The sequence below is a fragment of the Leptospirillum ferrooxidans C2-3 genome (assembly GCF_000284315.1).
GTDB classification, from domain to species: Bacteria; Nitrospirota; Leptospirillia; order Leptospirillales; family Leptospirillaceae; genus Leptospirillum; species Leptospirillum ferrooxidans.
The window spans coordinates 351,003-377,414 of sequence record NC_017094.1 but is presented as its reverse complement, the minus strand read 5'-3'; the positions used below and the strand labels follow the sequence as shown (position 1 = coordinate 377,414).

Here is a 26,412-nt window from a genome sequence, read left to right as displayed (position 1 = left end):
TTTCGAAACCATACGAACAAATGTGACACACTTAGGATGGAATGCTTCTTTTCCCCTCACCTCTCCCTAACGAAAGGATTGCCATGTTTGTTGTTGCCAATCGCATTCTTGTTGCCAAAGGATTTGAAAAAGACTTTGAAGAACGCTTCAAGAACAGGAAGGGACTGATCGACGGATCACCGGGCTTCATTCGCAACCTGATTTTAAAGCCCATCGATTCTGAGTACTACAGTGTCATGACCTTTTGGGAGACAATGGAGGACTTCAAGAACTGGACCCGCTCGGACTCCTTTAAAAAAGCCCATTCCAACCACCCTCCCAGAGAAATGTTTTCCGGACCGAATGTTCTTGAAATTCATGAAGTCATTTCCGATTCCGACAAGGATGTTGATTGAAAGGACTTTTACTTCTTTCCGGAGGACTGGACTCTTCCCTCGCGGGCAGGCTCCTTCTGGAGCAGGGCATTGAACTGGTGGGTCTCCACCTTGAAAGTCCCTTCGGCTGCGAAAACACTGCTGAAACCATGGCGGCGGAATTGGGGGTTCCCCTGCTCCGCCGTCCAAAAGGGGATGCCTTTATTGATGTATTGAAAAATCCCGAGTTTGGTTATGGCTCAGTGGTCAACCCCTGTATCGACTGCAGGATACTCATGTTTACCATTGCCAAGAAGGTTATGGATGAAACCGGTACGAGCTTTCTGGTAACAGGAGAGGTTGTCGGCCAAAGACCCATGAGCCAAAAAAGGGATACATTATACGTAATCGATCAGGAAGCCGGAATGGAAGGAGAAATCCTGCGCCCATTGTCGGCAAGGCTCCTCCCTGAGACTCGCATGGAAAAGGAAGGGATAGTCGACCGAAAAAAGCTTTTTGGATGGGCAGGACGCTCCAGAAAACCCCAACTCGCCCTCGCCAAAAAATTCGGATTCAAGACCATTCCAAGCCCCGCCGGAGGATGTCTTTTGACCGATGAGCATTTTCGGGAAAGGGTCACTGATTTCATTACCCTTGATGACGGAAGATCAAGGGAAAATGCATCACTTCTCCGACACGGCCGCCACTATCGATTCGAAGACTCCACGTGGGTGATTCTTGGTCGAAATGAAAAAGACAACAAGGCGCTCGACGAAAAGATCTCGGGACTTGGCGTCTCCTTTCACCCGGAAGGCTTTAATGGCCCCAGTGTTTTTTTCCCGGCACCCCTTCCACCCCATATGGATGAAATCGTCTACGGAGCTCTTTGGCCCCATTTTCCAGAACATGAACGGGGATACACACCTATTCCCGCCAAAACCGTCTGGGGAGAAAGCAACCATATTCTCTCTCTCGAACCACCCCTTGAAGAAAGCCCCTTTCTGAGGGAGGACCATTGGACAACCCATCTTCGGCATTGAAATTTCTCTTTTCAGATCATCAAAGACGATTCAGGAACAATATTCATGTTTACCCGGTCATATCCAGACGTTCCGGAGGACTTTCGGTCGGCATTAACATGAACCCGGACAAGGGCTGCAACTTTGATTGCATCTATTGTCAGGTCGATAGGACTCCGGAAGGAATGGCCCATATTCAGAAGATCCATCAGAAAGTCGACCCGGACAGGGTCATCGCCGAACTTTCACACCTGATCGATCTTGTGGAAACCAACCAGTTTTTTTCCGTACCTCCATTTGACCAGACTCCAATGGCCCAGAGAATACTGACCGATGTCTCCTTTTCAGGGGACGGGGAGCCCACAATGGTTCCGGAATTCCCGGAAGTTTTGGAAAAGGTCCTTGCCTTTTTCCAAAAACGCACCCATGAAGTCACAATCCGGATCATTACGAATGGCACGGGGCTTTTTAAGGCATCGACCAGGAGAAAAGTGCTGGATCTTTTCAAGCAGAAAAATACTCTGGAATCTGAGAGAATCCCCTGGTCCATCTGGTTTAAAATCGATGCGGCGGATGCAGAGAGTTTTGCCTTTCTCGACCGGTCCGGTCTCCGTTTTCCATCCTACTGGAAACAGGTCGAGGAGACGCTTCAAGAAACCCCTGTCACAATCCAGACCATGGTCATGGACTATATTTCCCCAACAGTGAGTTTTCATCCTGAAGGAGACTGGAGCAAGCATATGCAGCAAGCCATGGGGAAGCTCGTTGCGGGTGGTGCCAAAATCAGTCGATGGGACCTCTATTCAGTGGCGAGAATGCCTCCCTCTCCTGAAGTCAGACCGGTCTCTTACGAGCGCCTTTTGGCCCTGTCGAAATTTTTTAATGAATCCATTCCGCTTCCCATCCATATTTTTCCATAAGAAAAATTCAAATCCAAAATCCCGTAAAAAATGATTCCACATAAACGCTACCGCAACAATCCACCAGAAAGAAGGTCAAAAACGTCATTCATCCTCTAAAAAAGAGAGATTCCCCATCACGTGAATGATCAGTTCGGCACGGTTTCGGACTTTAAGTTCTTGAAAAATCGTGTAGAGGTGGTCCTTGACTGTCTGGAGAGCCAAGCCAAGCTTTAATGCGATCTCCTTATTCGTCCGCCCTCTCATGATTTCCAGGATAATTTCAGACTGGTGCTTTGACAAATCCAGCTCCTTCATCCTCCGGCAGAGGGCCAACTTCGGGGGATAGGGCTCAAGAACAACCATTCCACCAAAAGCTTAAGGAAAAACCAAGTCATCATTGATATGACGAGATCGGAGTTTGTACAAAGAGAAGAGCAACTCCTTTGTGGAAGAGCTCTAGAGGAAGAGGATCGAATCTTAGGGAAGATTCCTTGATATTATAAGGATTTGACCGACGAAAAAAATAAACCATAAACTTTTATATTCTTAAAATCAGGAGCCGCTCTGCAAAGCGACCCCTGAACAAACAAAGATAACGCGGAGGTTCACCCGTGAAACTCCAGTTCCAGTCTATACCTGACCGATTCTGTTTTCAACCAGAGAAGATCAGAATGGATAGAAGGATCTTTAGATAAAAAAAATCAATCGATAATCATGTCTTCCTGAGCTCAGCAAGAAACGATATCACCTGATTGGTGGCATATAAGCCCAGAAGGGAATAGAAACGGCTTGATGGCTATTGAGGACCTAGAGTTGGATCTTGAGTAACCATCTCGGACGGTTATCCTGGATTTGTCCTGATCTTGCCAATGCTTCCTGCTCCATTCCGGAGCAACAGGACAAGAACACATCCGGATCAGGAAAGAATGAGTGACGGATTTTTCGTCCGGGCTTTTGGAAAGAAACTGATTAGAAGGAAGGTTCCCATGCAATATAAGGGATACCGGGGGCCGCACGTCTTGCCATGGTGAGATAGCCCGTATGACCAACGATACGATGGGCAGGACGAACCGATGTCGGACCAAACTCCCAGTCCCTGACAATCGCCTCAACGGTCTGTACAAGGTGAAAGTCCCCGGAATCCTTCAATCGGTTGGAAAGGGTATGGACCTGAAGCGGAGTCGGCATCCAGGAAACCAGAATGCCACCCGGGCGAAGCTTTTTGGCAAGACCGGAAAGGCCTTCCCATGGCTCGGGCAAATCGAGAACGACACGATCAAAAACACCGGGAACAGACTCTTCCCATCCGGGATCACCATATGAGCCGATCAGGAGTTTGTGGTTCCCCATCAGTTCCGGAACCATTCTGCGCAAATTACTCATCGCCTCCGATGCGTGTTCTTCGCGCTTCTCGAGGGATACGACCTCCCCACCCGGCGCAGACATGCGAAGAAGGCTTAGTGTCAGGGCTCCGGCACCAATTCCTGACTCAAGGATCCTGAGCCCGGGACGGATCTCTCCCCACATCAGGATCAAACCCTGATCCTTTGGATAGATGACCTGGGTCCGTCTTTTCATGTGGGAAAGGGTTTCCCTGAGAGTGGGGCGAAATGGAGTAAGCGTCAGACCTCTAGGGCCAACATAGCTTTCCCCCTCGGAAGCTTTTTCCATCAGCTCGGCATGCGGGAAAAGGTGGCCATCAAGATTGAAGACCTTTCCGGGAATCAACTCCGGAATGACGTAGGCTCGACCACGGTTGTCGTAGAGGATTAGGGACTCACCCGCAAGAAATGGCATGGGGGGATTATAGGCAGGTTTCCTCCCGGACACAATGGGGGGTGGAAAAATCTTTTTCACAATTGGTAAAGATCCGGCCTCCTTTGTCTGAAGGCGTCACTTTCCGCCGCAACGGTCTTTCTCTTTGCCAAAGACGGGTCAAAGGCAACTTCCAGAATGGCTGCCGTTTCTCTTGGAGCCCTTGCAAGAATCTCTCCGGACGGAGACAGCACCTGACTCTGACCGATATAGGTCAAGGGAGGAAGACCTCCTCTTGCCTCTGTTCCGACCCTGTTTGCCGTAAGAGTATAGATCCTGTTTTCCACTGACCGGAGAATCATTCCGGAAGGACCAAAAGGGAGAACCCAGTTTGCCGGATGAGCGATCAACATGGCTCCTGCAAGGGCCAGACTGCGGGCAACTTCCGGAAACAGCCAGTCAAAACAGATCATGACCCCCATTGGCCCAAAGTCTGTATCGACAAGGCACAATGGCCCAGCTCCCGGAGAAAACCAACGATTTTCCGCATCAAACAGGTGGACCTTGTCATAAACCGTTACAAGTTCCCCATTCCTGAAAACAGCCGCAGAGTTTGTCACCCGGCCATCGGTCAGACAGGGGAATCCCCCGACGACCAGTCCACCGGTCTCCCGTGAGAGAGACTTCATGAAAGTCACCGTTGGACCAGCATCAGGCCCAACGGCTTTCTCGGAGAGGGATCGAGCTTCAGAGACAGATGTGAACTGATATCCCGAGGCAAAAAGCTCCGAAAGAACGACCAGATCGGGCTTTGGTTCCTTTCTTTTCGATAAAATCAGGGAAACATCCTCGATATTTCTGGACACTTCTCCAAACACCGGGTCGTTCTGAACAACAACAACCTTCATCTGGGCTCAGACCCCCTCAAGTTCAAAATCAAACAACCCATCATCTTCTCCGGACGCGCCAGCCTCTTCCACAGGATCGACTCCTTCATGAGAATCAGATTCCCTTGGATAGCGATTCACCCGTTTCCGGCCCTTTTCCCGCTCTTTTCCTGCCACAACAATCGTGAACTCCCCTTTCAGGGGTTTTCTGGAAAGGATTGCGGAAACCTCCGACAGCACCCCCCTTGTCACCGATTCAAAGGCCTTGGTCATTTCCCGATGAACCGATGCTCCCCTGTCGCCCAAGACCTCCTGCATCAATAAAAGCGTCTTGAGAACCCGATGGGGCGACTCCAGAAAGACAAGCGCTCCGTCATATTCCTTCACCCGTTCAAGCCTCTTCCTGATCTCGCCTGGCGTTCTGGGCAAGAACCCGTCAAACAGGAATCGGCCTGGCTCTATACCCGATGATACAAGCGCAGACAGGACCGAAGATGGTCCCGGAACCGGATGGACACAAAAACCGGCCTCAATTGTTCTTCGAACCAGTTCGCTTCCCGGATCGGATATGAGTGGAGTTCCGGCATCGCTCACAAGGGCGATGCTGATTCCATTTTTCAAGCGGTCGAGGAACAGGGGAATTTTTTCTTCCTGATTGTGGGCATGATAAGAAACAAGCGGGGTCGGGATCTGATGGTGAGTCATCAGGGAACGGGTCACCCGCGTGTCTTCGGATGCGACAAGCCCGACGGATTGAAGAACCTTCAGGGCACGAACGGTAATATCCGAGAGATTCCCGATGGGAGTACTGACAATGTACAGCGCCCCCTGCCCTGGATGGTCATACATGATCCCTTTTTCGGTCAGAATGCTATCCATGCCACAACCATCTTCCTATAAATGGTTCGATCAGAGATCCGGTCGGATCAGCCATCAGAAATTCAGGAGGATCATCTCCTCCGGGATGGACCTCTCCTTCAGCACCTTCGTCGTTTCCTCAACCATTTCCTTCATTCCGCACAGATAAACAACTGTCTCGTGGAGAGGATCCTTGGACTGACGCAGGATGTCCTGGACAAACCCCGAGTGCCTGTCCCATGTCTCGTCAGGATAAGTGACCGTAATATGGACCTCTGCCCCTTTCTGGTGCCATTCATCCATCTCATCACCAAACCAGATATGGTTTGGTGTAAGCGTTCCAAACAGAAAAGAGATCCTGTTGAAATCGTTTCTTCGCTCAAGGGCCGTCAATAATGTTGAGCGAAGAGGGGCAATCGCCGTTCCGACACCCACAAACAGCAAATTCTTTCCAACATATGGATCCAGAGCAAAACCTTTACCCTGAGGGCCGGAAATGGAAATCCTATCCCCGACAGAACGGGAAAAGAGATAGTCCGTTGTGGAGTTTCCTCGTTTGACCAGAATTTCGAAACTCCCCTTCAGTGATGGTGGGGAGGCTATCGCAAAATAGGAGGACTTGCCATCGGATCCGGCTAGTGAGATGAATTGTCCCTGGTGAAAGGGAAAGTCCACCCCACCCGTATCAAATTTGAACAAACGGACATTTTCCTCGAAAGGAATAATTTCGGACAATTTACAAACGATACTCCCGACAGAACTCACAAACACCTCACTTGAACCGATGAAGCATCTCCCTTGGGGGATGCAATATCACTTTGGTTTAAATGTCGTTTTCACATAAGCATAAACATCCTGGATTTCCTGAGCGGTAATCACATCCCACCATGGTGGCATGACCCGTTTTCTGCCGTTGGTGATCACATTGATAAAAAAAGCATCAGACCGCCCCTTCCAGAGATTGGGATCCGTAAAATTGGCGGGATGGGGGAACATCGCCGGAGCGGCAAGCCCCTGGCCGTTTCCCTGGGGACCATGACAAGCCACACAATAATGATTGTAGACGACCTTGCCATCCACAGGATCAGCCGGAGCGAGAGCAAATGCCTCTTTTCCATGACCAATCGCTTCAAGAGCCAGAAACATTCCTAACAACAAAATAGCTCGACGAATCAACGTATCCTCCATTGGGTTGATCTCCGAGAATCGCATTTTGAAACGGAGATTGGCTTAAAAGGGCGCGAAGAAGCCACACATGAATCGATGGTTTGCATCTTCGTGCCATCTCGAGCAGACAAGAATCGGTTAGACATATGGTTGTTTACGGGATTCCCCGAAAATTATGCCACAAGCATGGAGACCATTTCACCCATCTTTTCTGTTCAGTAGGCAAAGTCCACACCTATGGAGAAATTGCTGGCGGTCACATTTCCGAAAAGTGCGCCGGGGTAAGATGAAACCTGGCGATTACCGGACATCTGAGCTCCATTGGACGCAAATCCACTCAACAGCCCTGACACACCCGCGTCGAATAACCACTGGTACTGGGCATAAAGGGAAACGGCAGTCCGTTCACTTTGCCATAAACCATATCTGTCCAGAATCGTAAAAGAAAGAACATCATTAAAATTTCCCGGAAGGGCTATCTGATTTCCGCCGGAAAAAACTGGCTGTTCGATCATGTCCAGCTGATTATAGATAACAGAAATCATATTGGATCCGGTCCCGTCAGAAGAGAACATTCCCCCGAAATTGGGTTGCCAGTCCGCCTCGACAAACCAGGTCATGTACGATAGCCCTGAGGCAGGAATGGAACTTCCCATGAAATCCGGGTTGGATTGAATCATTCCTGCCGGATCCCGGACAATTTCCCATGCGCCGAATAGATTGAGGCCACCTCTGGGTATCGGGTTCAAGGAGATGTCAACGCCCTCCCGGTTAAAAATCGTTGAAGGAGCATTCCCGCCGACACTGCCCATGGAGCTCCCCTCCCCTACATAGGAGAAAAGACCGATTCTCTCCCCTGATGTCGCACCCCAACCCCCAAAGGACTGCGTCAGGTGAACAAAATAAGAAAACCCGTTGTTTTCGGCAATATTCAATGAATAGGTTGAGGGAGACAAAGGATCCTGGGAAGCGCTGCTTCCCGAGACTCCCGGGGAGTTCGATGAGGAATATAAGGAGGAGTTGGGCATAAAGCTCACATCGAGTCGTGTTTCGCAGGGGTTTAAGGAGAAGGATCGTCTTGTCCCGCATCCATTTTCAAACTGATACCCGAAGTAGCGAATGGAAGTGACCGATTGCCCCATCTGAAATCGGTCTCCGTCAAAATAGGCCCCGATAGGGTTGGCAAAAGAAAATCCGGCATTTTGTGCACCGGAGTTCGTAACAACCTCCGCCGTTCCCGGCTGATAGTCATACATCGTGTAGGGGGAAGCCGTACCGATCGAAACCGACCTGTGCGATGAAAATGGGGAGTCTACACTGGATTGACCCGCATAAACATTGAACCAGGTCGAATGGAGAAGATCATCCAATCGGACCCAGAGTTTTGTGATCCCGAAGTTCCCGCCAACGAGATACCCCGGTTCGACCCAATAAGAGATCCAGGGGTTTAAAAGGCCACCGGACTCAAGGCTCCACGGGTTCTGTGAGTTAGCACCGTTGGACCACCCACCATTAGTGTTTTTTCCAGACAATACCCCGTTGACCGAACTCATGTCGTAAGACTCGCTCATGCGGAAACCGACAGGAAAATAATTCTGGTTTGCCGGATCAGAAAACCCCATGTCCAAACCATTCCCTCGACCTGTTGTGGAGAGCATGAAACCGCGATCCTTGAATATGTTTCCATTGTCATTCAGCTTGGGCCATTGGATGTGACAAAAAGCGCAGGGAAAATCATAGCTTCTGGAAAATCCGGGGTAGGCAAAGCCTTTTTCAGGCAAGGTGCAAATGACGAAGATCGACAGCAGAAATAAATGGATCGAACGGATCAAAAAACATTTCATTGGGATTCCCTTGGAAAAGATCCTGAAAAAACGCGGGTTGATCAAATCTCTCAAAAGAGATTAACGGCTTAAGACAAAAAATCAAATCCCTTGATCGCTTCTGTTCGCTCAAACCATGGAGTCTTCCTTGGCAACCGGACAAGTCTTGCGCTACAAAACCGGACAGATTATGTGCTCCCTAAGGGAAAAGTGATTGAGGAGGAAAATGGAAAAAGAAAATGATAGCATTGTAAAGCATTCCCAAATCCCTCATTCCCGAAAAAAGAACTCGATCGCTTATCAAAGAGTTTCCTGCAGTCAGAATACGCTTCAGGCTTTCAAAAGGGGCCTTTCGATGCATAAAACAATTCCTGTCGACAAACTGACAGTGGGCATGGAAGTGATCTCACTGGATAAAAGCTGGCTCGAGACAAATATCCTCTTCCATCGCTTCAAAATCCGGTCTGGGGATGAGATCCGCAAGCTGAAGGAAAACGGGATCAGGATGGTCACCGTCAATATCGAGGATGAGCGGGACCAGATCTCCCAACAAAAAGGAACTGGCAAACACTCTGATCCTCCTCTCCAGGAGGAAAATGACATCGCTCCGGAGTTTCAGACCCTTGAGATAAAAACACCCCATGCCATCAGGGAATGGAATGCCCTTCAGGAAAAAACCGTTGCAGTCGTCGCCAAAAGTTTTGACAACATTCGGAAAAAACTCTCATTTGATGTTCTTCCTCTCAAGGAGCAGGTTGCCCAAACTCTGGAAATGACCCTTAAAAATCCCAGCAACAATTCATTTCTTCTGACCCTCTCGGAGGTTGATGATGAATCTTATGTTCATTCGGCCAATACGATGGTTCTGACAATAAGCCTCGCTGCCCGGTCGGGGGTGCCGAGAGAAGAGCTGGCAAAATGGGGTCTTGCCGCTCTTCTGCACGATATCGGAAAGAGCCTTATTCCTCTGGATGTTCTCAAAAAACCCGGAAAACTCACCCCGTCAGAGTGGGATATCATGAAAAAACATCCCCAGCTGGGACATTCCATTCTTTCAAAAAGCAAAGATGAAGTGATCAGTGGTTTGTGCGCGACAGTCTGCATCGAGCATCACGAACGAAAAAATGGAGCGGGCTACCCTTACGGAATCGACATCAAGGAGTTAAACCCCGTCTCCCGCTCCCTGATGGTTCTCGACATTTACGAAGCGCTCACCGCCGGACGCATATACGCAAGCCCTCTTTCACCAGCCAAAACTCTGGCCTACATTCTGGAGACTGAAATTCATCGACTTGATCCTAAAGCGATCGCCGAGCTCGTCCGGATGATTGGCGTCTACCCGGTCGGATCACTTGTGGAGCTTGCAGACGGCAGGATTGCTATGGTTTCCGAGTATAAAAATCCCGACACACATGCAGGGCAGGTGAATTTGCTTGTTCTTTTTTCCAGCCGCTCAAAGCCTGTTGACGAACCTTTCCACATCACCCTTCCGTTGATCGACCGAAATACCGTCACCCAAACATTTCACCCGAGAGAGCTTGGAATTTCCCCTTCGGAAGTCTTCCGTTACATAGAGACTCCCGGCCCGGAATTTCCGGAAGAACCACAGGCAGAAGAAAAGGTCCGAGATCAGGCATTACCTGGATAAGCAGCTTCAGCTTGCAAACACCTGCGCCCACCGATACAATCTCTCCCTGAGATTCTCCTTCCACAACGTTTCATCATCAATGCTCGGGTGGCGGAACAGGCAGACGCAGCGGACTCAAAATCCGCCGACCTCACGGTCATAGGAGTTCGATTCTCCTCCCGAGCACCAAGTAATATAGCCATTATATACTTCTCCTTCTTCTATGCTAAAATAATTCCCAGGAATATTTCCGACACTTCTCCGACACTCAGAAAAAATACGAGGAGGAAGAATGGCGAGTTTCTATAAACGCAAACTGGCAGATTCTACGGTATGGGAAGCAAAAATCCGGCGAAAAGGCTACCCTGCCCAAATGCATTCGTTTGACAAGCGCGAGGACGCTGAAAAATGGGCGAGGGAGATCGAGTCGGAAATAGATCGGGGCATTTTCGTTTCACGGAAAGAAGCTGAGAACACGACATTGTCCGAGGCTTTGAGCCGGTATGAAGAAGAAGTTTCAAAATACAAAAAAGGATACTCCCAGGAGAAAAAACGAATCCGGTCCTGGAAAGTAAATGCGCTCGCACAACGATATCTGGCAACCATTCGACCGCAAGATATTTTTGAATACGAGCAAGCTCGCCGTGGTGCAGGTATTTCTGAGCGAACAATCCGGCTTGACCTTGCAATCGTGAGCCACCTTTTTAACGTGGCACGGGAGCACTGGGACATGCCCGGTTTAGTCAATCCGATCAGAAGAACCAAAGGGACAAATCCGGGGAAGAAAGCAAATAACCTGTTTAAAAGCAGGGAGCGGACCCTTTCTTTTGAAGAACAGAACGAACTACTCAAACACTTGTCGAAAGAAATGCAACATATTGTCTTGTTGGCAGTGGAGACAGGCATGAGACGGGGAGAAATCATGTCTTTGACAAGAACCAATATCGATATTAACAGGAAGATCGTCAAGCTTGAAGAAACGAAAAATGGGTCCTCTCGTGAAGTTCCTCTCTCCACTGTAGCTTTGGAAACATTAAAGGAAGTGCTCAATAGCCAAGTGATCGGTATTAAGGGCAACCTATGGGGAATAGGCCCCGACCGGGTTTCACAGGTTTTCGCTGCGGCGGCCAAGTCTACAGGGCTAAAAGATATTCGTTTTCACGATCTCCGTCATACGGCGGCCACAAGACTTGCCGGGATCTATCAAGCCCACGAATTGGCAAAAATCCTTGGGCACAAAGTCTTGAACATGGTCATGCGATATTACAATCCGACAGGCGAGGAACTCGGGAAGAAAATGTGGGAGTCTTCCACGAATCACAAGGCTTCCGCTCCGGAAAAATAGACTGGAACTTCTTGGGGATTTTGGGCTGTAATTGGTTGGATTCCCGCAACAATTTGGCAGTATACGCCCTGAGCCAATACACGACTGATCAGAAAATCAATAACGCTATATGGTCAGATTGAGGATTGCAAGGACTTATTCTATGAAGTGTTTGACAATATTCTCACAAAAATGGGAACAGACGGGCTCCGTTCCCATTTTAATTTTTCAATACGTGTAAGGATCGCCCCGTCAGCGGACGATCCTTCCCGACTATTCCATTTTTTTCAAGAACCAGAGTGCCTGGGACAACCCTTCGCGGTATCCCTCATAGTACTCCGACTTTTCCTTGTAATAGTGAGCGCTCACCCGAACAAATTCCGCCTCAAGCTTTTCCAGTACGGCCTTTTTCGTCAGAGTGCCGTTTTTTAGTTCTGAAGCCTGACCTTCCGGCACCTTCACCACAATGACCTTGTCTCGAATATCCATTTTGTCCTCCCGGAAAAGAGCCCGCTCCAGAAGGAGGCGGGCCGAAGTTTACGCCCGCCAATGGTCCTTTATTGCATGGTGTTTACCAGAAGATCACAAGCAGTCTGAGCGAGTTTCGACGCCCGGACCAATGCCTTCTTGTCTTTCTCCAGCGCCTCGATCCAGGAACGGACATAGGCCGCATGGTTTTTGAAATGGGCCTCCGCCGGACTAATCCCCGTCGACATGGCCACAAAGAGGCTCGTCATTTCTGCGACCAGCTCCTCAAAGGCGTAATCCGGATCCCCGTAGACCCCAAAGGACCTGTTTAGCCTTTTTTCATGGCCCGTTGCATGAGCGAACTCATGAAGAAGAGTCCCGAGATACGCCTTTTCACCTTCGAAATTTCCTTCCCCCGGCATTTGGATCCGGTCGTCGGTGCGCGAGTAGAACGCCCGTCCGCCTCCGTGATTCACCGGGACATTGAGAGCCGTCGAAAGCCTTGACCTGATCTCTTCCGCCTTGCCACTCCAGTCTGCCGGTTTCGGTTTTTCTTCCAGTGCGGGAATCCCTTCCAGGTCCGGAGCCCCAAAGACAAAATAGACTTTAGGAATCAGAAGGTCTCCGGAATTGCCGGGAGGCTCCTCTTCCCGCCCTTCTTTCTCTTTTTTCTCCACCGGAACGAGCTTCAGGATCGGGATCCCTTTGGATCCTCCCCGAATTTTCCAGCCCGCCTCGACGGCTTGTTTGAAGGTGGCATACCGCATGTCCGGTACACCCATTGACAGGGCATGCCAGGACAAGTTCAGCGCATTCACGCCCCGGTAGGGCTTCCCGGTCAAAGCATTTACAGGCACACCGTCCCCGGTCACTTTCCAGGGCCGGGTCCAAGGCGCGGTCCCGGATTCCAGGGCGTGGATCATTTTCTCCGTAATCTGCGCGTAGAATTCTTGCGTGTTCATTTTCTTTCCTCCTGGTTGCGTGCCCCTCCCAGAAGGAAGCGGGCACAAGACACATGCCCGCATTGGGCTTGACTTAGTCGATTACCCCGAGGTTTCGGTAATACGACTCCATTTTGTCCAGCTCACGTTCCAGTTCTTCCTCGGAGAGCCAGTCGATCCAGTCCTCCCGATTTTCACACTCTTGAGCAATCTCCATGCCGCCCTCCCGAAAAAAGCCCGTTCCGGAAGGAGCGGGCCGCGTTTACCCGCTGTGGGTCTTGATTATTGTCCGAGCACCGAACGGAAAATTCCCCCGATACCGTCCATTTTTTCCCCGCACTCCCCATGAAGCCGAAAACAGGAAAAAACCACTCCCAGAGCCAAGAACCACGAAAGAGCGCCCAAGACGCCGATAATGATTTTCATGATCATGTGTTCTCTCTTGGTCGGGACCGGGGATCCCAAGAGGAGAAAGCGGGGGTCGACTGACGAGAACCCGCCTACACGTGGCTTTCAGTGTTTTTTTGATTGCTTTGGGATTTTTTCTTTGGATTGGCTTTTTGACTTGCGTTAATTTGCCTGCTTTGTCCCGGCGACCGAAAAGGGCGAGACGACGTGAGGCAACAACGTCTGGAATGCTTTCATTCTAGCATGGATCGATCATGCGTCAAGCTCTTACCTGACGTCATAAAATGGATCAATGGATTCCTGGTCATTGGGACCGGTCGAGGGTTCCTCTTCGCTCTTTTTTTCTCCGCCTTTTCCTCTCCGTTTGGTCCTTCCGGACTCTCTCCGTATTTCGGGAGGAATCGGCGCCGTTTTTGGCGAAGCGGTCGTCCACCCCGCCGGGATCTGGTTTTCCCGGACCCTGGGAAGGGTGACATACGGCCACACGAGGCGATAGACCCCATGGCCGGTATTGAGAGACAGAAGGGCCAGGATCCCGGGACTGGTGCCCTTGTTATCCCCCAGACCATTGAGATCGTGACCCGTCACCACAGGTTCGGATTCGACAACCTCGGTGATTGTTTTTCTCAAACCTTTCTCGGAGTTCGAAAGAGAGACCCGTCGGGTTCTTATGGTCCTCTCTCCGAAAAACTGGGTCAGCCACCGGACCGTTTCCACGCCCTGGCTCCGGCACACGATATACGTCCCGCAAATTGCGGCCCAGACGTCCGCCGTTTCCCGGCCATAAATCTCCCGGAGCTGGGAGAGATCCTGGAGTCCGAGGAGAACGCACAAGCCCTTGGAACGGCCCACCTCCAAGTATTGCGCGAAGTGTTCGAGCTTGCCGAGTTGAGGAAATTCGTCTAGGAGAAACCAGATCCGGCGGCTCTTCGAATCCGGCATTTCGGGGGAATTCATGATCCCCCCAAAGGCGCTGACAATGGCCTGAATATATGCCCGTTCCAGGGTCAGGTAGCGCTTGTTCCCCTGGAGAATGATCGTCCGGCGGGAAACGACCGGGGTCAGGGCCCACTCTCGGAGAGAAATCCGGGGAACGATCCGGCCCGGTTCGATTTCCTGCCCGGTGAACGGATCGGTATTGTCCCACGCCCGGCACAGATCGTCGATCGATCCTGTAAAGGCATTCATTGAAGACAGCAGACTGGCTCCCGTGCTGGTCGGCCCCCCTCCCGCCCCGACGAAGACCGGGGCCAGATTCGGAGCATACAGCATGACCGCCCCCAGAATCGTCTCCGGCGAGTTCAGGGCTTTTGACAATTCTTTCCACGACCATTCGGTCCCACGGGTCGTCTGAAGGTGTTGAATGCAGGCTTTGACGATCTGACGGGGAGCCTCCGACCAGAATTTGTCCTTGCTTTCCGGGATCAGCCTCTCGGCAAAGGTCGCCGCGTCGGTGGCGTTCTCGATATCCTTGCCCACGTCCCACGCCCAGGTCCGCGCGTCCCAGGGCGCAAGGAGAATCATTTCCGAATCGGCAACGGGAAGTCCTGCGGTAATGTCACTTTTGTTGTCGTAGAGAATCAGACGGTCTTCCGGACCGGAACGCATTCGGTGAAGGATCGACTGCAATATGTTAAATATGACCTGGGTCTTGCCGGATCCGATCGCCCCGAGAACGAAGAAATGACGGGTTTCCCGATCCCGGGAGATCGGAACGTCAGGGTGAATCGATATTCCCTGGCCCGACTTGGCGACCTCTCCCCGTAGTTCCCGGGTTGCGTCGGCGGCACTGTTGAATATCCGCTTTCCGACAACATGGACTTTTTTCAGCCGCCCCCGGGAGACTCCCAAAAAGGCGAAAGTGCCCACAACAAGGCCGCTCCCCAGAGACAGGGCCAGAATTCCTTCGAATGACCAAAGGAAGCCTTGGTTGCTGAGCCAGAGCCGCACGCTGTCCCAGTCATACCCGTTGAAAGGAGCAAGGTGAAAAAAATGGAGGATCCAAAGAAGGGATAGATCCAAAGACACATTGTTCCCTTTGGCGTCCGTGGCAGGAAAGGGCCAAGGGGCCAGTCCGGGAATGTGCCAGAGTCCAAACCACAATGCGCCGGAAACGACCGCCGAAACCACGACGAAAAACAAGAGCCCACTGCTCCAGTCCCGACCTTCCCGTTCTTCCGGAACTTTTACGGAAGGTCTATATTTCAGTCGCTTGGGTCGTTTCGCGGGGAGGGGAAGAAATGCCTGGGATTGGACTTCCGGATTGGGTCCGGAATTCCCTTCCGTCGAGGTTTCAGAAGACCCGGAATTCAGATCGACCATGTATTCAGCCATTGTTGACCTTCTCCCGAATTTCTGTCCCCCTCACCGTCTCGTATCGCGCCTGGGTCTGCCGCTCCCGGCGTCCCCGGGCCAGGGCCGATCCCCGAATGGCCTTCCCCAGCCGTTCCGCCCGGTCGGCGGTCCGGACCTTTTCCGACTCTTCCAGGGAAAAAGACTCGGCAAAAATTCCCCCCTTCAAGCGAAGTGGCTTTTCTCCAGGCTTTTTGACCGACAGGTAATCTGCCGACAATCGTCCTACCTCATAACCTTGCTCCTTCAAAGCGTCGACCACCCCCTTCCGGTCGTGAATCCTTCCCTCTTTAATACGGACGATCAGAAGATCTGTCAGCCGCTCTTTCTCCCGGCTCCGGGACGGGGACTCATTCTCGCCGGGGGAGCGAACCCGGGCACGATTGGGGTCCTCCGGATCGGCCCACCCGTTCCTGAGGTTCGTCATGTTTTTCCAGTCCTTGAAGTCTTTCCGCCACCCCGGTGGAAAGGCATTGAACTGTTTTCCGGTGACAAGGTCCACCTTGGGAATAACAAAATGGAGTTCCACCCGTCCGTCCTTGCCGGTGTGCCGGACCCAGAGGACAAGAACCCGATCCCGGGAGAGCCCGGCAAAGGCCAGATCTTCGAATTCGCGTATCACCTGCTCCTGCTGGGACGGGCTCGGTCGCTCTTCGGTCGCAAAGCTCAGCACCCCGGAGGTGTACTTGTGCCGGAAGTCCAGGCTGTCGATCACGTCCCGGATCGTGTCCGGATCGCCGAACAGAATCTCGGGCGTGTGGGGACGGGGCTCTCCGTTCGAGTCCGTCTCCCCGAGAAGGTAGTCGACGGGGCCAGATCCCCTTCCGGTCCCCCGGCGGAAAAGCTTGACAATCATGGGTGCGTCTCCCTGAAAAGAACGTCGTATATTTTCTGGAGCTCCGGTATGATTCGAGGAGCAACGGACGGGTTTTGCCGAACCGACCGGGCCATGTCTCCCAAGGCGGCTCCAATCCGGGCGTGGGCCAGAGTTCTCTCCCGAAAGGCGGCCCGGTCTTGGGCGGTCCAAGTCTTCACTCGTCCCAATGCGTCCCGCACCAGAACGGAGAGAGGACGGCCCGCAAGTTGGGCCTTTTCGACAATCCGGGCGTAGTCCTCTTCAGAAAACCGCACCGTCAGTAATCGCTTCCTATCCATAAAACCTCCGATCAGAAAATGGTTGAACAAATCCCTGGACGCTCATTGCCTTCGAGGACTGACGTGCCGGGCCAAGAGGCCAGTGCCGGGATTGGGAACCCGCGAAGGTTCCGAATCCCGGACGAAAGGCACAAAGGACGAAGGAAGGCAGAGCCGTCCACCTCTCGGGTAAGAATCCCGGGAGAAGGAGCGACTCTGCTTCTGGGGGTCCAGGGGGCTCCCCCTCTGGCCAGCAAGTCGGTGGCGCAAGCTGCCGACGGTACGAACTGTCGCTAGACAGGGCGTATGCTGGCTTAGCTCAGTTTTTGCTTTGGATTTTCAGTTCGGAATTGGTTTTCAGGTGCTTGGGAAATTTGTCTTGGATTTTATCGGATACGCTCTTGGGCGGATTTTATCTTCTGTTTTTCGAAAGCCACGCTTGGGCTTTTTCTCTAACGTCCTCAGGCAGGCGAGTCATTCCCTCTTCGTCCAGGAAGAACGGGTACTGCTCCAGAGGAACGCCGGCTTCTGCCCGTTGTCGGGCATACTCACCGGAAACCTTGAGAAGAAGATTCCCGTGAATCTCCCGGATTGATTGTCTGTCTGGCTTCATGTCTATCACCTCCTCTCTTTCACAGTTCTCATTGTACGACAAAAAAGGTACGACAGTGCAGGAAGGTTTCTTGCCAAGCCCTTTCACCTCCAGACCGTCGACGAGAAGAAGCTTCTCCTACGGAAAAGAAGATCAGGCAATCTTCAGGAGTTCCTCGTTCCAGTCCTTTCCTTGGGGAAGGATTCTCCCTGCCTCGGGAACGGACTCCTTGAGGGCCTCGAAGAACGACTCCCCCGCCCGGTCATTGTCGAAGCCCGCCAAAACCTTCAGTCCTTTTTCCCGTGCTTCGCGTCCGTAGTTCTGGATCAGTCCCTTGGCACACCCTCCGAAGGAAAGAATGGTCCCGGGAAATGCAAGATCCCGGAGGCTCATGGCGTCGATCGCCGACTCCACAAAAAAGAGATCCGTTCCCACCCCGGAAAGCCGGAAAGGGGCTTTCTCGCCCCGATAGCCATGAAAGCTGACGGGTCCCGTTCCCCTGAGCTCGGCCCCCTTCCCCGTTTCGGAGAGGAAGACGGCATTCCTGTATTTATCGGCATAGAGCGTCCCTTCCCGGTGCAGGGAATCCACCAAGTGCCCGGAGAGCTTCCGGACTCGGGTCAGATAGTTCCGGACGTGGATCCAGTTTTCCTGAACCGGAAAGGGGACAAGACTCCTGGACCCCGGAGTCCCGGAAGGAAGAACGGTCGGCAATTGTCTTGGAATCTCCGGAACACCGCCCAGGACCCGGACCGCCTCCCGAAAATCGACCCGGAGAATGTGCATGACCAGGTCGATTGCCCCGCCCCCGCCGGTACTCTTGTCGTGGTTGAAGAACTTCGGCCCGGTGACCGTCATGCGACCCACAGGTGTTCTCCAGTTGTGCTTGTCCTTTTTATCCCGCTCGGCGCCCAAACGCTCCAGAACAATTTCAAGAGAAATACTTCTGACCGAATCTACCAAAACTCCCATGCCTTCCTCCATGTTGTCTCCCCGAATAGCGACAACCCACATACGATCGGCCAAGCCAGAGCCGCACGCAGTCGGTTTTGTGTGATTTTCTTTTCCGTAGTAGCAATTTTTGTAGTAGAAGCTTCTTCCTTCCAGCTTGTTTTCCTCTGGTTCCAGTTTCAGGTGGAACCGCTTTTTGTTTTTAAAGAATGGACCGATACTGATTTTTTTCTTCCTTTCTGTGGTTCCACTTTTTTCGAAGATAGACACGAGCATTGGGATTTTTCCCATTATGTATCTCTCTCTTTCTCTGGAACTGTGGAACCATATTGATATTATGGCTACAATTCAGGATAAAAATGGTTCCAGAGTCGGTGGAACCAACCGGAACCTCCGGAACCGAAAGAGGAGCCTGTCAGAATGGCACCTCCTCCATGGTTTTCTGAATTGCCTCGTTCTCGTCAATCCCGCAACACTCTAAGGGAATCGCCACACCCCGAATTGAAGTGCCCCCTACCTTGGCTTTGTGGCTTTTTTTTGCTCCGGGGAGTCTGGCCAGCACTTCGGCATAGTTTCCAACCACGCCAGCGATCTTCTTAAGTGAATCGTTTGTGCTCCCAATGAATAAGAACCGGCTGTTGTCGCTTTCGACGATCTTTATTCCGTAGGCTTCCGCTGCCTTCCTTTCCGCAGAACCAGTAAGTGACATGGAAACGGATAGCCCTGCTTTAATTTGTGCGTACAGGATCTTATGGAGCATGTCCTCCGCGTCGTCTTGGGTAAATGCACTCCCGTCGTAGCAAAAGTCCACGCCAGCCAAAGTTGGCATAGCGAAGGTGGCGCTCCCGACAAGCGTTCCGACCGTATCCTTCAGACGCTCTTCAGCCTGCCCCAAACGCCCCTTCGCACTTTCGATTGCGACTAAAAGACGAGCGTGATCATGGATCAGCTCATGGAGAATGATCTTCCCAAACCGTGCAAGAAAGCTTTTCGGAAACCTAGGTTCACGTCCGCCCTGTCTGCGGGAAAGCTTGATCACATGGAACCGGCTCGCGTCGGCAGCATTCAGGTCGGGTGGGTTGATCGACCCGAAGCAAAACGAAGAGGTTAGCCGAAAAGAGAACCCACGTCCGTCAGGTGTACCGAGCACCTGTTCCGAGCCCGAGGAACTGGAGCGGGCCAACATGAGGAGACCTTGCCCTTCCCCTCTCATGGACTTGGGTTCGGCTTCGTCAATGAGAATCGGTCGGGAACTTGCTTTTACCTGCTGACGGATCCCTGCAGCAGACGACCGACCTTCTACGGCCACAGCATGCCCGTCAAAGATTTCCTTCAGGATTTTCCACACCGTAGTTTTACCGACACCTCTCTGTCCGGTGATCCAGATATGAGAGCGCCACGCGATCGATCCTCCGGACAGGGCAGACACGACAAAACCAAGAAGTGCAAAGGCGGTGTCCTTTCCGTAAGCCTGGTACAGTTCGATAAAAAAGACCTGGGCATATTCGAGAAGATTTCCTTCTTGTGGTGCGACAAACCCCTTCGGGTCCCCGATATAGCAATGATCCGTTTTCTCGAATTTTTTTCCGTCGTGGTACTTTGGACAATCGCCTTCAAGCCAGAGACCTGGACCCCGGGTATGTTCCTGATAAAAAGCCCCTTTAGCACGGCAAACTTCCTGCAAGTAGAAAAAGGCTTTTTCCCAATCTGGTCCTAAAGCCTTTCCCTTCTCGCTGGTTCGCATGCCTCCAAACGCTATCAGAGCAGCTTCTCCGAGCTTCCCTGTCGAAGCGGGTGTTTTCGATATATCAAGGATCGCCTGGCTTGTGGTATCAAAAACTATGGGATTCCCTGCGGATACACCAAGTGGGATAAACCCGAACGATTCCCAAGATTTCTCTACCTCCTCGGTGGCCTCTTCTCGCGCGCGCGTATTATTCAGGAGGTTCATTTCGCACCTCCCGCCGCTTTTAGGGCCGCTTTTGCCGCGGCTTCCCCTTTGGTGGGACGCCCTCGTTTTTTCGGGGTAGGTCCAGGTTCTGGCGTGGTGTCGGAAGACGTCGGCAATCCGGCTTTCCGGTCGATCCAGGATTCCACGACTTTCGGGTGCCAGCGCAAACTTCGGCCCAGTCGGACCGCAGGTGGCAAAGAGTGCGGGCGGGTTGAAGCGAGGTTATAAATCGACAATTCGGTGTAACGTAAAATTTTCGCAAGGTCTTTAGCGGTCAACAGTGCTTCCATTGGGAAACTCCTACAAATATCAGATTCCAGGCATATCACCTCCTTTTTTGGTTTTATTTTTGGGACAGAAAAAGCACACAGGGATCCACGTGCCTGTTTACATGGGCTGAGCGGGTTCTGTCTTATTTGGGTTTTGTGATTTATTTTTAGAATGTTGTACAACCTAGCACACACCCCTCTTCGTGAAAGGGAAGTGCGCCACGTTGACAACTTTTGGAGGTCTCGGAAGGAGACTTTGATTTTATTTTTGACTTTTTATTTTTAACTTTATGTTACTGAAATCAGTATAGCAGATTTTTTGGGTTGAGTTCACATGTATGAGAAATCGTAACTACTCAGGTACAACATTTAGGGACAATGCCCCGAATACTCACTACATTTAGTGGATTCCATGGAGAAAAGCGCTCGGAAATGCGTTGCATTCAAATAATTCCACACCTCAATCGCCGCCGATCTATTTATAAATATCTGTGGTTGCGTGATTGGCAGAGATTAACACCCACCTGAGTAGTTACGAGAAATCTAATCAATGAATCCCCTTTTCAAAGATTTCATGTCAAAATCCTGGTTTTGAGAGGACTCTGATTCCACGTCTAACTCCCACCTCCCTACCCAATACTGCCCTGGCGTCTTCGAAAGAAAGTAGAAACTGCTCTATAGTGTAGGGGAGAAGTTTTAAGATTCCTTTTTCTTTGAGATCTTTACGGAAAACGCTAAATATCCTTGATTCTAAAGCCTCTTTATCTGAATCGCCTTCTTTTAATGCAGGATTGACGAAAACAATTTCTCTTAAGGAAATATTGTTTTGCAATCCAGCCGCCATGAGATATCTGAAATGTGCGTCTGCCAAGGGCAGTGAATACCCTATGACGATTATCCGTGTCGCCGTTTGAAGCTTTTTGATCGCATTCGACCAGACACCCACCAAAGGGTGTCCTACCTTGGCGGTTCCCTTGTCCCAGACTGGGGGCGCCAGCAGAAGGGCTTGAGAACCTAGCATTTCTTTTTTTATAAAATCTCCATAGACCTTAACCACACCCTTGATCCCTATGTATTTCTTGATAGGGCTGTTTGGCGATAATCCTGTCAATGCCCAATTCACGGACCCATGAAGTTTGAGGATAGATACAACATTCTCTTCCTCTTCATTTTCTTGAATGCTCCTCGCAGAGTCGTCAAAGTTTGGCAGCTCTGGAATCTCATATCCATGCAATCCGTCATACCGGAACGGTATTGCCCATTCTTGAAGCGCTTCTTCCAGCAAAAGATCATAGTTGAATGTTATGAACGTATTGTCCTTATAAGGGGTCTCTCCCCATACACCGGACATAAGTCCCACATAGAATTTGAACTTATCTATTGTGAGATTTGCTGGATTTTCTAGATTGTCCAGGGAAAATCCCTTTGGTAGAGGGTTAGGAGCACCAAAAAAAATCACTTCTCTATCAACTTTTTTGTTTCGGCAATACTCCAGTGTTTCAGCAATTGCAATGATCACATTGCGGTTTGTCGTCTCGTCGGAACCTCCTTTGGCAGCACTCAAGCTGAACAGATCTTCTATGTTTTCTGGGTCAAACTGTATACGATATGCCGCGGCAGCAGCTTCGAGTCGAAACTTCAGAACGGCTTCTATTTCTTTCGTTTCTTGGGAGTGATCTTTTTGCCAACTTGCGGCCTCTTTCATTTTGTCCATGAAGTTCCGGACAAGAGGGTATCCCGCCTCATAGGAGAAGCCAGCTCCAAGGATATAAACGTTGTGGTCGTTGTGGAATTCAATGTCCATGTTAGGTAAAAACTCCTTCTATGGGGTTTCGCCTAAAAATCGCATTGAAATCAATATTGCAGCCGTTGACAAGTACTTTCCAGGCAGGATTGCCTTTGATTTTCTCTTCCCAAAGACCAATGATCGTTACGTGAAACGGCTTCGGTGTGAAGTTTTCTCCTGCGATCTGAAAATGAAGCCTCCACTCCCGGTACTGCGGAATTGGGAATGGAAATAGATACGAAAAACTCGGGTGAGGTTGTTTGGTCCGAATATTGATCTGGTGTGAAGCCACTATCTCAAGAAAATCAAAAGATCTTTCGGTTTCAGGGTAAAGGTCGACTTCTTCGAACCCAAAAGAATTTTCCGACCATGCGACCTGATTAATTTCGTTATAATCCGTTTGTCTCCAACTTTCTTCTCTATTTGCTCTTTGTTCGATTCTTGTCAGGTAGACACGACACCTTTCGGCTGAAAAGGACTTCGAAAGATTTTCTACTTTGGCGCGGACTACGATCTTATGCCCACCAATGTTGGGAGAACCTACAAAAACCAGGAAAGGAGTTGTTCTCGGATCTTCCAGGTTGGTTTTTTCTTCTATAGGAAAGTTGATTCGAATTTGGGGTCTGAGAAATCTCCTTTTTGCTGGTTCCAGCAGAAAGGAGGACAAGAATCCGACTATCCCTCCGCCCAATGTGCTTGCCAGTATGCTTGTCCAGTCTGTAGGAGAAGGGGAATTTGAGCTCATGCCACCCAATCCTGACACAATGTCTCCGCCTGCTCCAATACCGTCTCCGTCGCCTTCTCCTGCTTGTCCGGAGGGTAGCCGTTCTTCTTGAGAATCCTCTTCACCAGGCGCTTAATATGCGCCCGTCTGTCCTCCCGGATCGACCAGTCCACCGTCACGTTGTTCCGGATCGTCTGGACCAGCTCCCGGGCGATCTCGCATAGAACCTTGTCCCCCAGGATCTTCACCGCGCTGTCGTTCGTCTCCAGGGCGTCGTAGAAGGCCACTTCGTCTTCCGAAAGCCCCAGGTCCTCTCCCCGTTTTTCGGCTTTCCGGATCTCTCCGGCCAGCGTGATCAGCTCTTCAATGACCTGGACCGTCTCGATCGCCCGGTTGTGATAGGCCCGCAAAGTCTTTTCCAGCATTTCGGAAAACGACCGGGACAGGACGACATTTTTCCGTGACCGGGTTTTGATCTCGTTGTCGAGAAGCTTTCGCAGAAGTTCCACGGCCAGGTTCTTCTGCGGCATATTCCGGACGTCGGCCAGAAATTCTTCGGAGAGGATCGACAGGTCGGGACGCATGAGTCCCGCCGCCTCGAAGATATCGATCACCCCCTCCGAGACGATTGCTCCCGAGACGATCTGCCGGATCGCATGGTCCATGTCTCCCGGATCTCTCCCCGAGGACGGACCGCTCTTCGTTAAAACGGCGTTGACCTCCTGGAAGAACCGCACGTCGTCCCGGATTTCAATGCCCCTGGGGTGCGGAACCGCCAGGGCAAACGCTTTGGACAGGTCGGAGACCGCCTTGGCCAGTCTCTTCTGACCGTTCTCCTGGGACAGAATATGGTCCTGGGCAAAGGGCAGAAGGGACAGGCGTTTTTCGGGCGATTGTTTTCCAGAACTCCAGTCGAACCCATGGAAGAGTCCGCAACAGATCTCGTAGTGCTTCAAGAGAGCGGCCACGGCGTCGTCCTGGTCCAAGGTGGGCTTTCCGCTTCCCCCGCTTTGGGTGTAGGTCGCCATGGCGGTCTTCAGTTCATGGGCAATCCCCAGATAATCGACGATCAGGCCGCCCGGCTTGTCCTTGAAGACCCGGTTGACCCGGGCGATCGTCTGCATGAGACCATGGCCCCGCATAGGCTTGTCGAGGTACATGGTGTGAAGGGACGGCGCGTCAAACCCCGTGAGCCACATGTCCCGGACGATCACGATCCGGAAGGGATCGTTGGGGTTCCGGAAGCGGTTGGCCAATTTTTCCCGCCGGGGCTTGTTCCGGATATGCTCCTGCCATTCGACCGGATCGGTGGCGCTTCCCGTCATGACGACCTTTAAAATTCCCTTTGTGTCGTCCTTGTCATACCACTCGGGACGGAGTGTGATCAGGGCTTTGTGGAGGTCGAGACAGATCCGGCGGCTCATGCCCACGATCATGGCCTTGCCGTCAAGGGCTTCCAGGCGTTTTTCAAAATGGTCGACAATATCCTTGGCAATGAGCCCGATCCGTTTTTCTGTTCCGACCACCGCTTCAAGAGCCGCCCATTTGGATTTCAGCTTCTCCTTGCGCTCCTCCTCCTCGGTCTCGGTCACCTCCTCGAATTCCTGGTCGATATGGGGCTTCTCGGCCTCCGGAAGGTCGAGCCTGGCCAGGCGGGATTCGTAGTAAATCGGGACGGTGGCTCCGTCGTCCACGGCCCGCTGGATATCGTAGACGCTGATATAGTCTCCGAAGATCGCCTTGGTGTTCCGGTCAGAAAGCTCCACCGGCGTTCCCGTGAACCCGATAAAAGAAGCGTTGGGAAGAGCGTCCCGCATGTGCCGGGCAAAGCCGTCCATGAAGTCGTACTGGCTTCGGTGGGCTTCGTCGGCGATCACCACAATATTCCGGCGGTCCGAGAGCCTGGGGAAGGTGTCCCCGTCCCTCTCCGGATCCGGGAAAAACTTCTGGATCGTCGTAAAGACCACACCACCGGAGGCCACCCGCAATAGCTCCCGGAGTCTTTGCCGTGCGTCGGCCTGGACGGGAGTCTGGCGGAGAATCTCCTGGCACCGGGAGAAGGTCCCGAACAGTTGGCCGTCGAGATCGTTCCGGTCGGTGAGAACTAACAGAGTGGGGTTTTCCATGGCCGGGTGAAGGACGACCTTCCCGGCATAGAAGACCATGGTGAGGCTCTTCCCGGAGCCCTGGGTATGCCAGATCACCCCGATCCTCCGGTCTCCCTTTGGCCGGGAAGCCGTCAAGGTCGTCTCAACCGCCTTGTTCACGGCATGGAACTGGTGGTATCCGGCCAGTTTCTTGATCAGACTCCCGTCGGTTTCCGCCTCGAAAACAACAAAGTGGGAGACAAGATCCAGGAGGTGCTCTTTTCGGAAGACGCCTTTTGTCAGAACCTCTATGGGGGGACGCATTCGGGCTTCTTCCTCGCCCTCGATCGTTCGCCAGGGAGCAAAGCGCTCCTTATTTGAGGAGAGAGAGCCGATCCGGGCCTCGTAGCCGTCCGAGATTACGAGAAGTTCATTGAAGGCAAAGAGGGACGGGATCTCTTCCTTGTAGGTCTGGATCTGGTTGAAGGCCGACCAGATCGTGGCCTTTTCGTCTCCGGGATTCTTGAGCTCGATTACCCCCAGAGGGATCCCGTTCACGAAGACAACGATATCGGGACGCCGATTGTGGTGTCCTTCCACAACGGTGAACTGGTTGACCACCAGCCAGTCGTTGTTTTCAAGATCGGCAAGGTCAAAAAGCCGGGCAGAATCGGAGACGATCCGGTCCTGGGTACGGTATTCGACAGGGATCCCCTCCACAAGAAAGCGGTGGAAGGCATGATTGCGCTGGATCAGGGTGGGAGAATCAATCCGGGTGAGCTTTCGAAAGGCGTCGTCGAGAGCTTCGGGAGGAAGGGAGGGATTGAGACGGGAAAGAGCAATTTGAACGTGGGCGGGGAGGAGCGGGTCGGAGTACGAGGAACGCTCGGAGAGGCTGGCTTCGGGTGCGATCTCCGGGCCATGGAGGATCGTGTATCCCAGCTCGCCGAACCAGCCGAGGACGATCTGTTCCAGGTCGGATTCGGTGAGGGCGGTCATGGGTCACCCCCCTTGGACGGACTCCGGTTCTTTCC

Annotated in this window: 25 protein-coding genes and 1 tRNA gene; 6 read left to right on the top strand and 20 right to left on the bottom strand. The window is 51.8% G+C overall.

Annotated elements, in window-relative coordinates; translation table 11 throughout:
* The first annotated feature begins 41 nt into the window (after positions 1-41).
* From LFE_RS01940 to LFE_RS01930, 3 genes are read left to right on the top strand one after another with little or no spacing between them, the layout of a single operon-like run.
* The gene (locus tag LFE_RS01940) at positions 42-395 is read left to right on the top strand and encodes an antibiotic biosynthesis monooxygenase family protein (RefSeq protein ID WP_014448597.1); all 354 of its coding nucleotides are present in this window, start codon (positions 42-44) and stop codon (positions 393-395) included.
* Positions 392-1,393, top strand: coding sequence for a thiamine biosynthesis protein (locus LFE_RS01935; protein ID WP_014448596.1), 1,002 nt, complete (start codon positions 392-394; stop codon positions 1,391-1,393). The genes LFE_RS01940 and LFE_RS01935 overlap by 4 nt, the downstream gene beginning before the upstream one ends.
* Positions 1,369-2,292 carry a radical SAM protein gene (locus LFE_RS01930; RefSeq protein WP_014448595.1) on the top strand — a complete coding sequence of 308 codons (924 nt, stop codon included), beginning with the start codon at positions 1,369-1,371 and terminating at the stop codon, positions 2,290-2,292. The genes LFE_RS01935 and LFE_RS01930 overlap by 25 nt, the downstream gene beginning before the upstream one ends.
* Positions 2,293-2,376: 84 nt before the next feature.
* On the opposite strand, the gene LFE_RS01925 is transcribed toward LFE_RS01930, so the two are convergent.
* From LFE_RS01925 to LFE_RS01895, 7 genes are all read right to left on the bottom strand, one after another.
* The gene (locus LFE_RS01925) at positions 2,377-2,574 is read right to left on the bottom strand and encodes a response regulator transcription factor (RefSeq protein ID WP_014448594.1); all 198 of its coding nucleotides are present in this window, start codon (positions 2,572-2,574) and stop codon (positions 2,377-2,379) included.
* A gap of 669 nt (positions 2,575-3,243) precedes the next feature.
* Positions 3,244-4,131, bottom strand: coding sequence for a tRNA (adenine-N1)-methyltransferase (locus LFE_RS01920; protein ID WP_014448593.1), 888 nt, complete (start codon positions 4,129-4,131; stop codon positions 3,244-3,246).
* Positions 4,128-4,937 (bottom strand): nitrilase-related carbon-nitrogen hydrolase, encoded by an 810-nt coding sequence (locus tag LFE_RS01915; RefSeq protein WP_014448592.1) that lies wholly within the window; start codon positions 4,935-4,937, stop codon positions 4,128-4,130. The genes LFE_RS01920 and LFE_RS01915 overlap by 4 nt, the downstream gene beginning before the upstream one ends.
* Before the next feature lie 6 nt (positions 4,938-4,943).
* Positions 4,944-5,795 (bottom strand): 16S rRNA (cytidine(1402)-2'-O)-methyltransferase, encoded by an 852-nt coding sequence (rsmI, locus tag LFE_RS01910; protein WP_014448591.1) that lies wholly within the window; start codon positions 5,793-5,795, stop codon positions 4,944-4,946.
* Between the two features lie 54 nt (positions 5,796-5,849).
* Positions 5,850-6,509 (bottom strand): FAD-binding oxidoreductase, encoded by a 660-nt coding sequence (locus LFE_RS01905; RefSeq protein ID WP_014448590.1) that lies wholly within the window; start codon positions 6,507-6,509, stop codon positions 5,850-5,852.
* A 78-nt stretch (positions 6,510-6,587) separates the two neighbouring features.
* Complete coding sequence (locus LFE_RS01900; RefSeq protein ID WP_232502548.1) at positions 6,588-6,950, bottom strand: c-type cytochrome; 363 nt, start codon at positions 6,948-6,950, stop codon at positions 6,588-6,590.
* Positions 6,951-7,156: 206 nt separating this feature from the next.
* On the bottom strand, positions 7,157-8,785 hold the full coding sequence (locus LFE_RS01895) for a cytochrome (RefSeq protein WP_232502547.1): 1,629 nt from the start codon (positions 8,783-8,785) through the stop codon (positions 7,157-7,159).
* 334 nt (positions 8,786-9,119) lie between these two features.
* Between LFE_RS01895 and LFE_RS01890 the strand changes: the two genes are divergently transcribed.
* From LFE_RS01890 to LFE_RS01880, 3 genes are all read left to right on the top strand, one after another.
* Positions 9,120-10,412 carry an HD-GYP domain-containing protein gene (locus LFE_RS01890; protein ID WP_041773932.1) on the top strand — a complete coding sequence of 431 codons (1,293 nt, stop codon included), beginning with the start codon at positions 9,120-9,122 and terminating at the stop codon, positions 10,410-10,412.
* Positions 10,413-10,493: 81 nt separating this feature from the next.
* Positions 10,494-10,580 (top strand) — tRNA-Leu (locus LFE_RS01885).
* Between the two features lie 103 nt (positions 10,581-10,683).
* The gene (locus LFE_RS01880; RefSeq protein ID WP_014448586.1) at positions 10,684-11,736 is read left to right on the top strand and encodes a tyrosine-type recombinase/integrase; all 1,053 of its coding nucleotides are present in this window, start codon (positions 10,684-10,686) and stop codon (positions 11,734-11,736) included.
* Between the two features lie 252 nt (positions 11,737-11,988).
* On the opposite strand, the gene LFE_RS01875 is transcribed toward LFE_RS01880, so the two are convergent.
* The 13 genes from LFE_RS01875 to LFE_RS01815 form a co-directional block, all read right to left on the bottom strand.
* Entirely contained in the window at positions 11,989-12,204 is a 216-nt protein-coding gene (locus LFE_RS01875) for a hypothetical protein (RefSeq protein WP_014448585.1), read from the bottom strand.
* 68 nt (positions 12,205-12,272) lie between these two features.
* The gene (locus LFE_RS01870; RefSeq protein WP_014448584.1) at positions 12,273-13,145 is read right to left on the bottom strand and encodes an ArdC family protein; all 873 of its coding nucleotides are present in this window, start codon (positions 13,143-13,145) and stop codon (positions 12,273-12,275) included.
* A gap of 73 nt (positions 13,146-13,218) precedes the next feature.
* On the bottom strand, positions 13,219-13,341 hold the full coding sequence (locus LFE_RS14465; RefSeq protein ID WP_014448583.1) for a hypothetical protein: 123 nt from the start codon (positions 13,339-13,341) through the stop codon (positions 13,219-13,221).
* A 65-nt stretch (positions 13,342-13,406) separates the two neighbouring features.
* Complete coding sequence (locus tag LFE_RS14050) at positions 13,407-13,556, bottom strand: hypothetical protein (protein ID WP_158310227.1); 150 nt, start codon at positions 13,554-13,556, stop codon at positions 13,407-13,409.
* A gap of 243 nt (positions 13,557-13,799) precedes the next feature.
* Positions 13,800-15,866 carry a type IV secretion system DNA-binding domain-containing protein gene (locus LFE_RS01860; protein WP_014448582.1) on the bottom strand — a complete coding sequence of 689 codons (2,067 nt, stop codon included), beginning with the start codon at positions 15,864-15,866 and terminating at the stop codon, positions 13,800-13,802.
* Complete coding sequence (locus tag LFE_RS01855) at positions 15,859-16,740, bottom strand: relaxase family protein (RefSeq protein ID WP_014448581.1); 882 nt, start codon at positions 16,738-16,740, stop codon at positions 15,859-15,861. The genes LFE_RS01860 and LFE_RS01855 overlap by 8 nt, the downstream gene beginning before the upstream one ends.
* Positions 16,737-17,039 (bottom strand): plasmid mobilization protein, encoded by a 303-nt coding sequence (locus LFE_RS01850; protein ID WP_014448580.1) that lies wholly within the window; start codon positions 17,037-17,039, stop codon positions 16,737-16,739. The genes LFE_RS01855 and LFE_RS01850 overlap by 4 nt, the downstream gene beginning before the upstream one ends.
* 391 nt (positions 17,040-17,430) lie before the next feature.
* A complete protein-coding gene (locus LFE_RS01845; protein ID WP_014448579.1) occupies positions 17,431-17,631 on the bottom strand; it encodes a hypothetical protein in 201 nt (66 codons plus the stop codon).
* Positions 17,632-17,763: 132 nt separating this feature from the next.
* Positions 17,764-18,837, bottom strand: coding sequence for a toprim domain-containing protein (locus LFE_RS01840; RefSeq protein WP_158310226.1), 1,074 nt, complete (start codon positions 18,835-18,837; stop codon positions 17,764-17,766).
* A 139-nt stretch (positions 18,838-18,976) separates the two neighbouring features.
* Positions 18,977-20,512, bottom strand: coding sequence for a hypothetical protein (locus LFE_RS01835; protein WP_014448577.1), 1,536 nt, complete (start codon positions 20,510-20,512; stop codon positions 18,977-18,979).
* Complete coding sequence (locus LFE_RS01830) at positions 20,509-20,802, bottom strand: helix-turn-helix transcriptional regulator (RefSeq protein ID WP_014448576.1); 294 nt, start codon at positions 20,800-20,802, stop codon at positions 20,509-20,511. Before LFE_RS01830 ends, LFE_RS01835 begins: the two co-directional genes overlap by 4 nt.
* Positions 20,803-21,358: 556 nt before the next feature.
* On the bottom strand, positions 21,359-22,585 hold the full coding sequence (locus LFE_RS01825) for an SIR2 family protein (protein WP_014448575.1): 1,227 nt from the start codon (positions 22,583-22,585) through the stop codon (positions 21,359-21,361).
* Between the two features lie 723 nt (positions 22,586-23,308).
* Entirely contained in the window at positions 23,309-26,377 is a 3,069-nt protein-coding gene (locus LFE_RS01815) for a type I restriction endonuclease subunit R (RefSeq protein WP_014448574.1), read from the bottom strand.
* Positions 26,378-26,412: the final 35 nt, after the last annotated feature.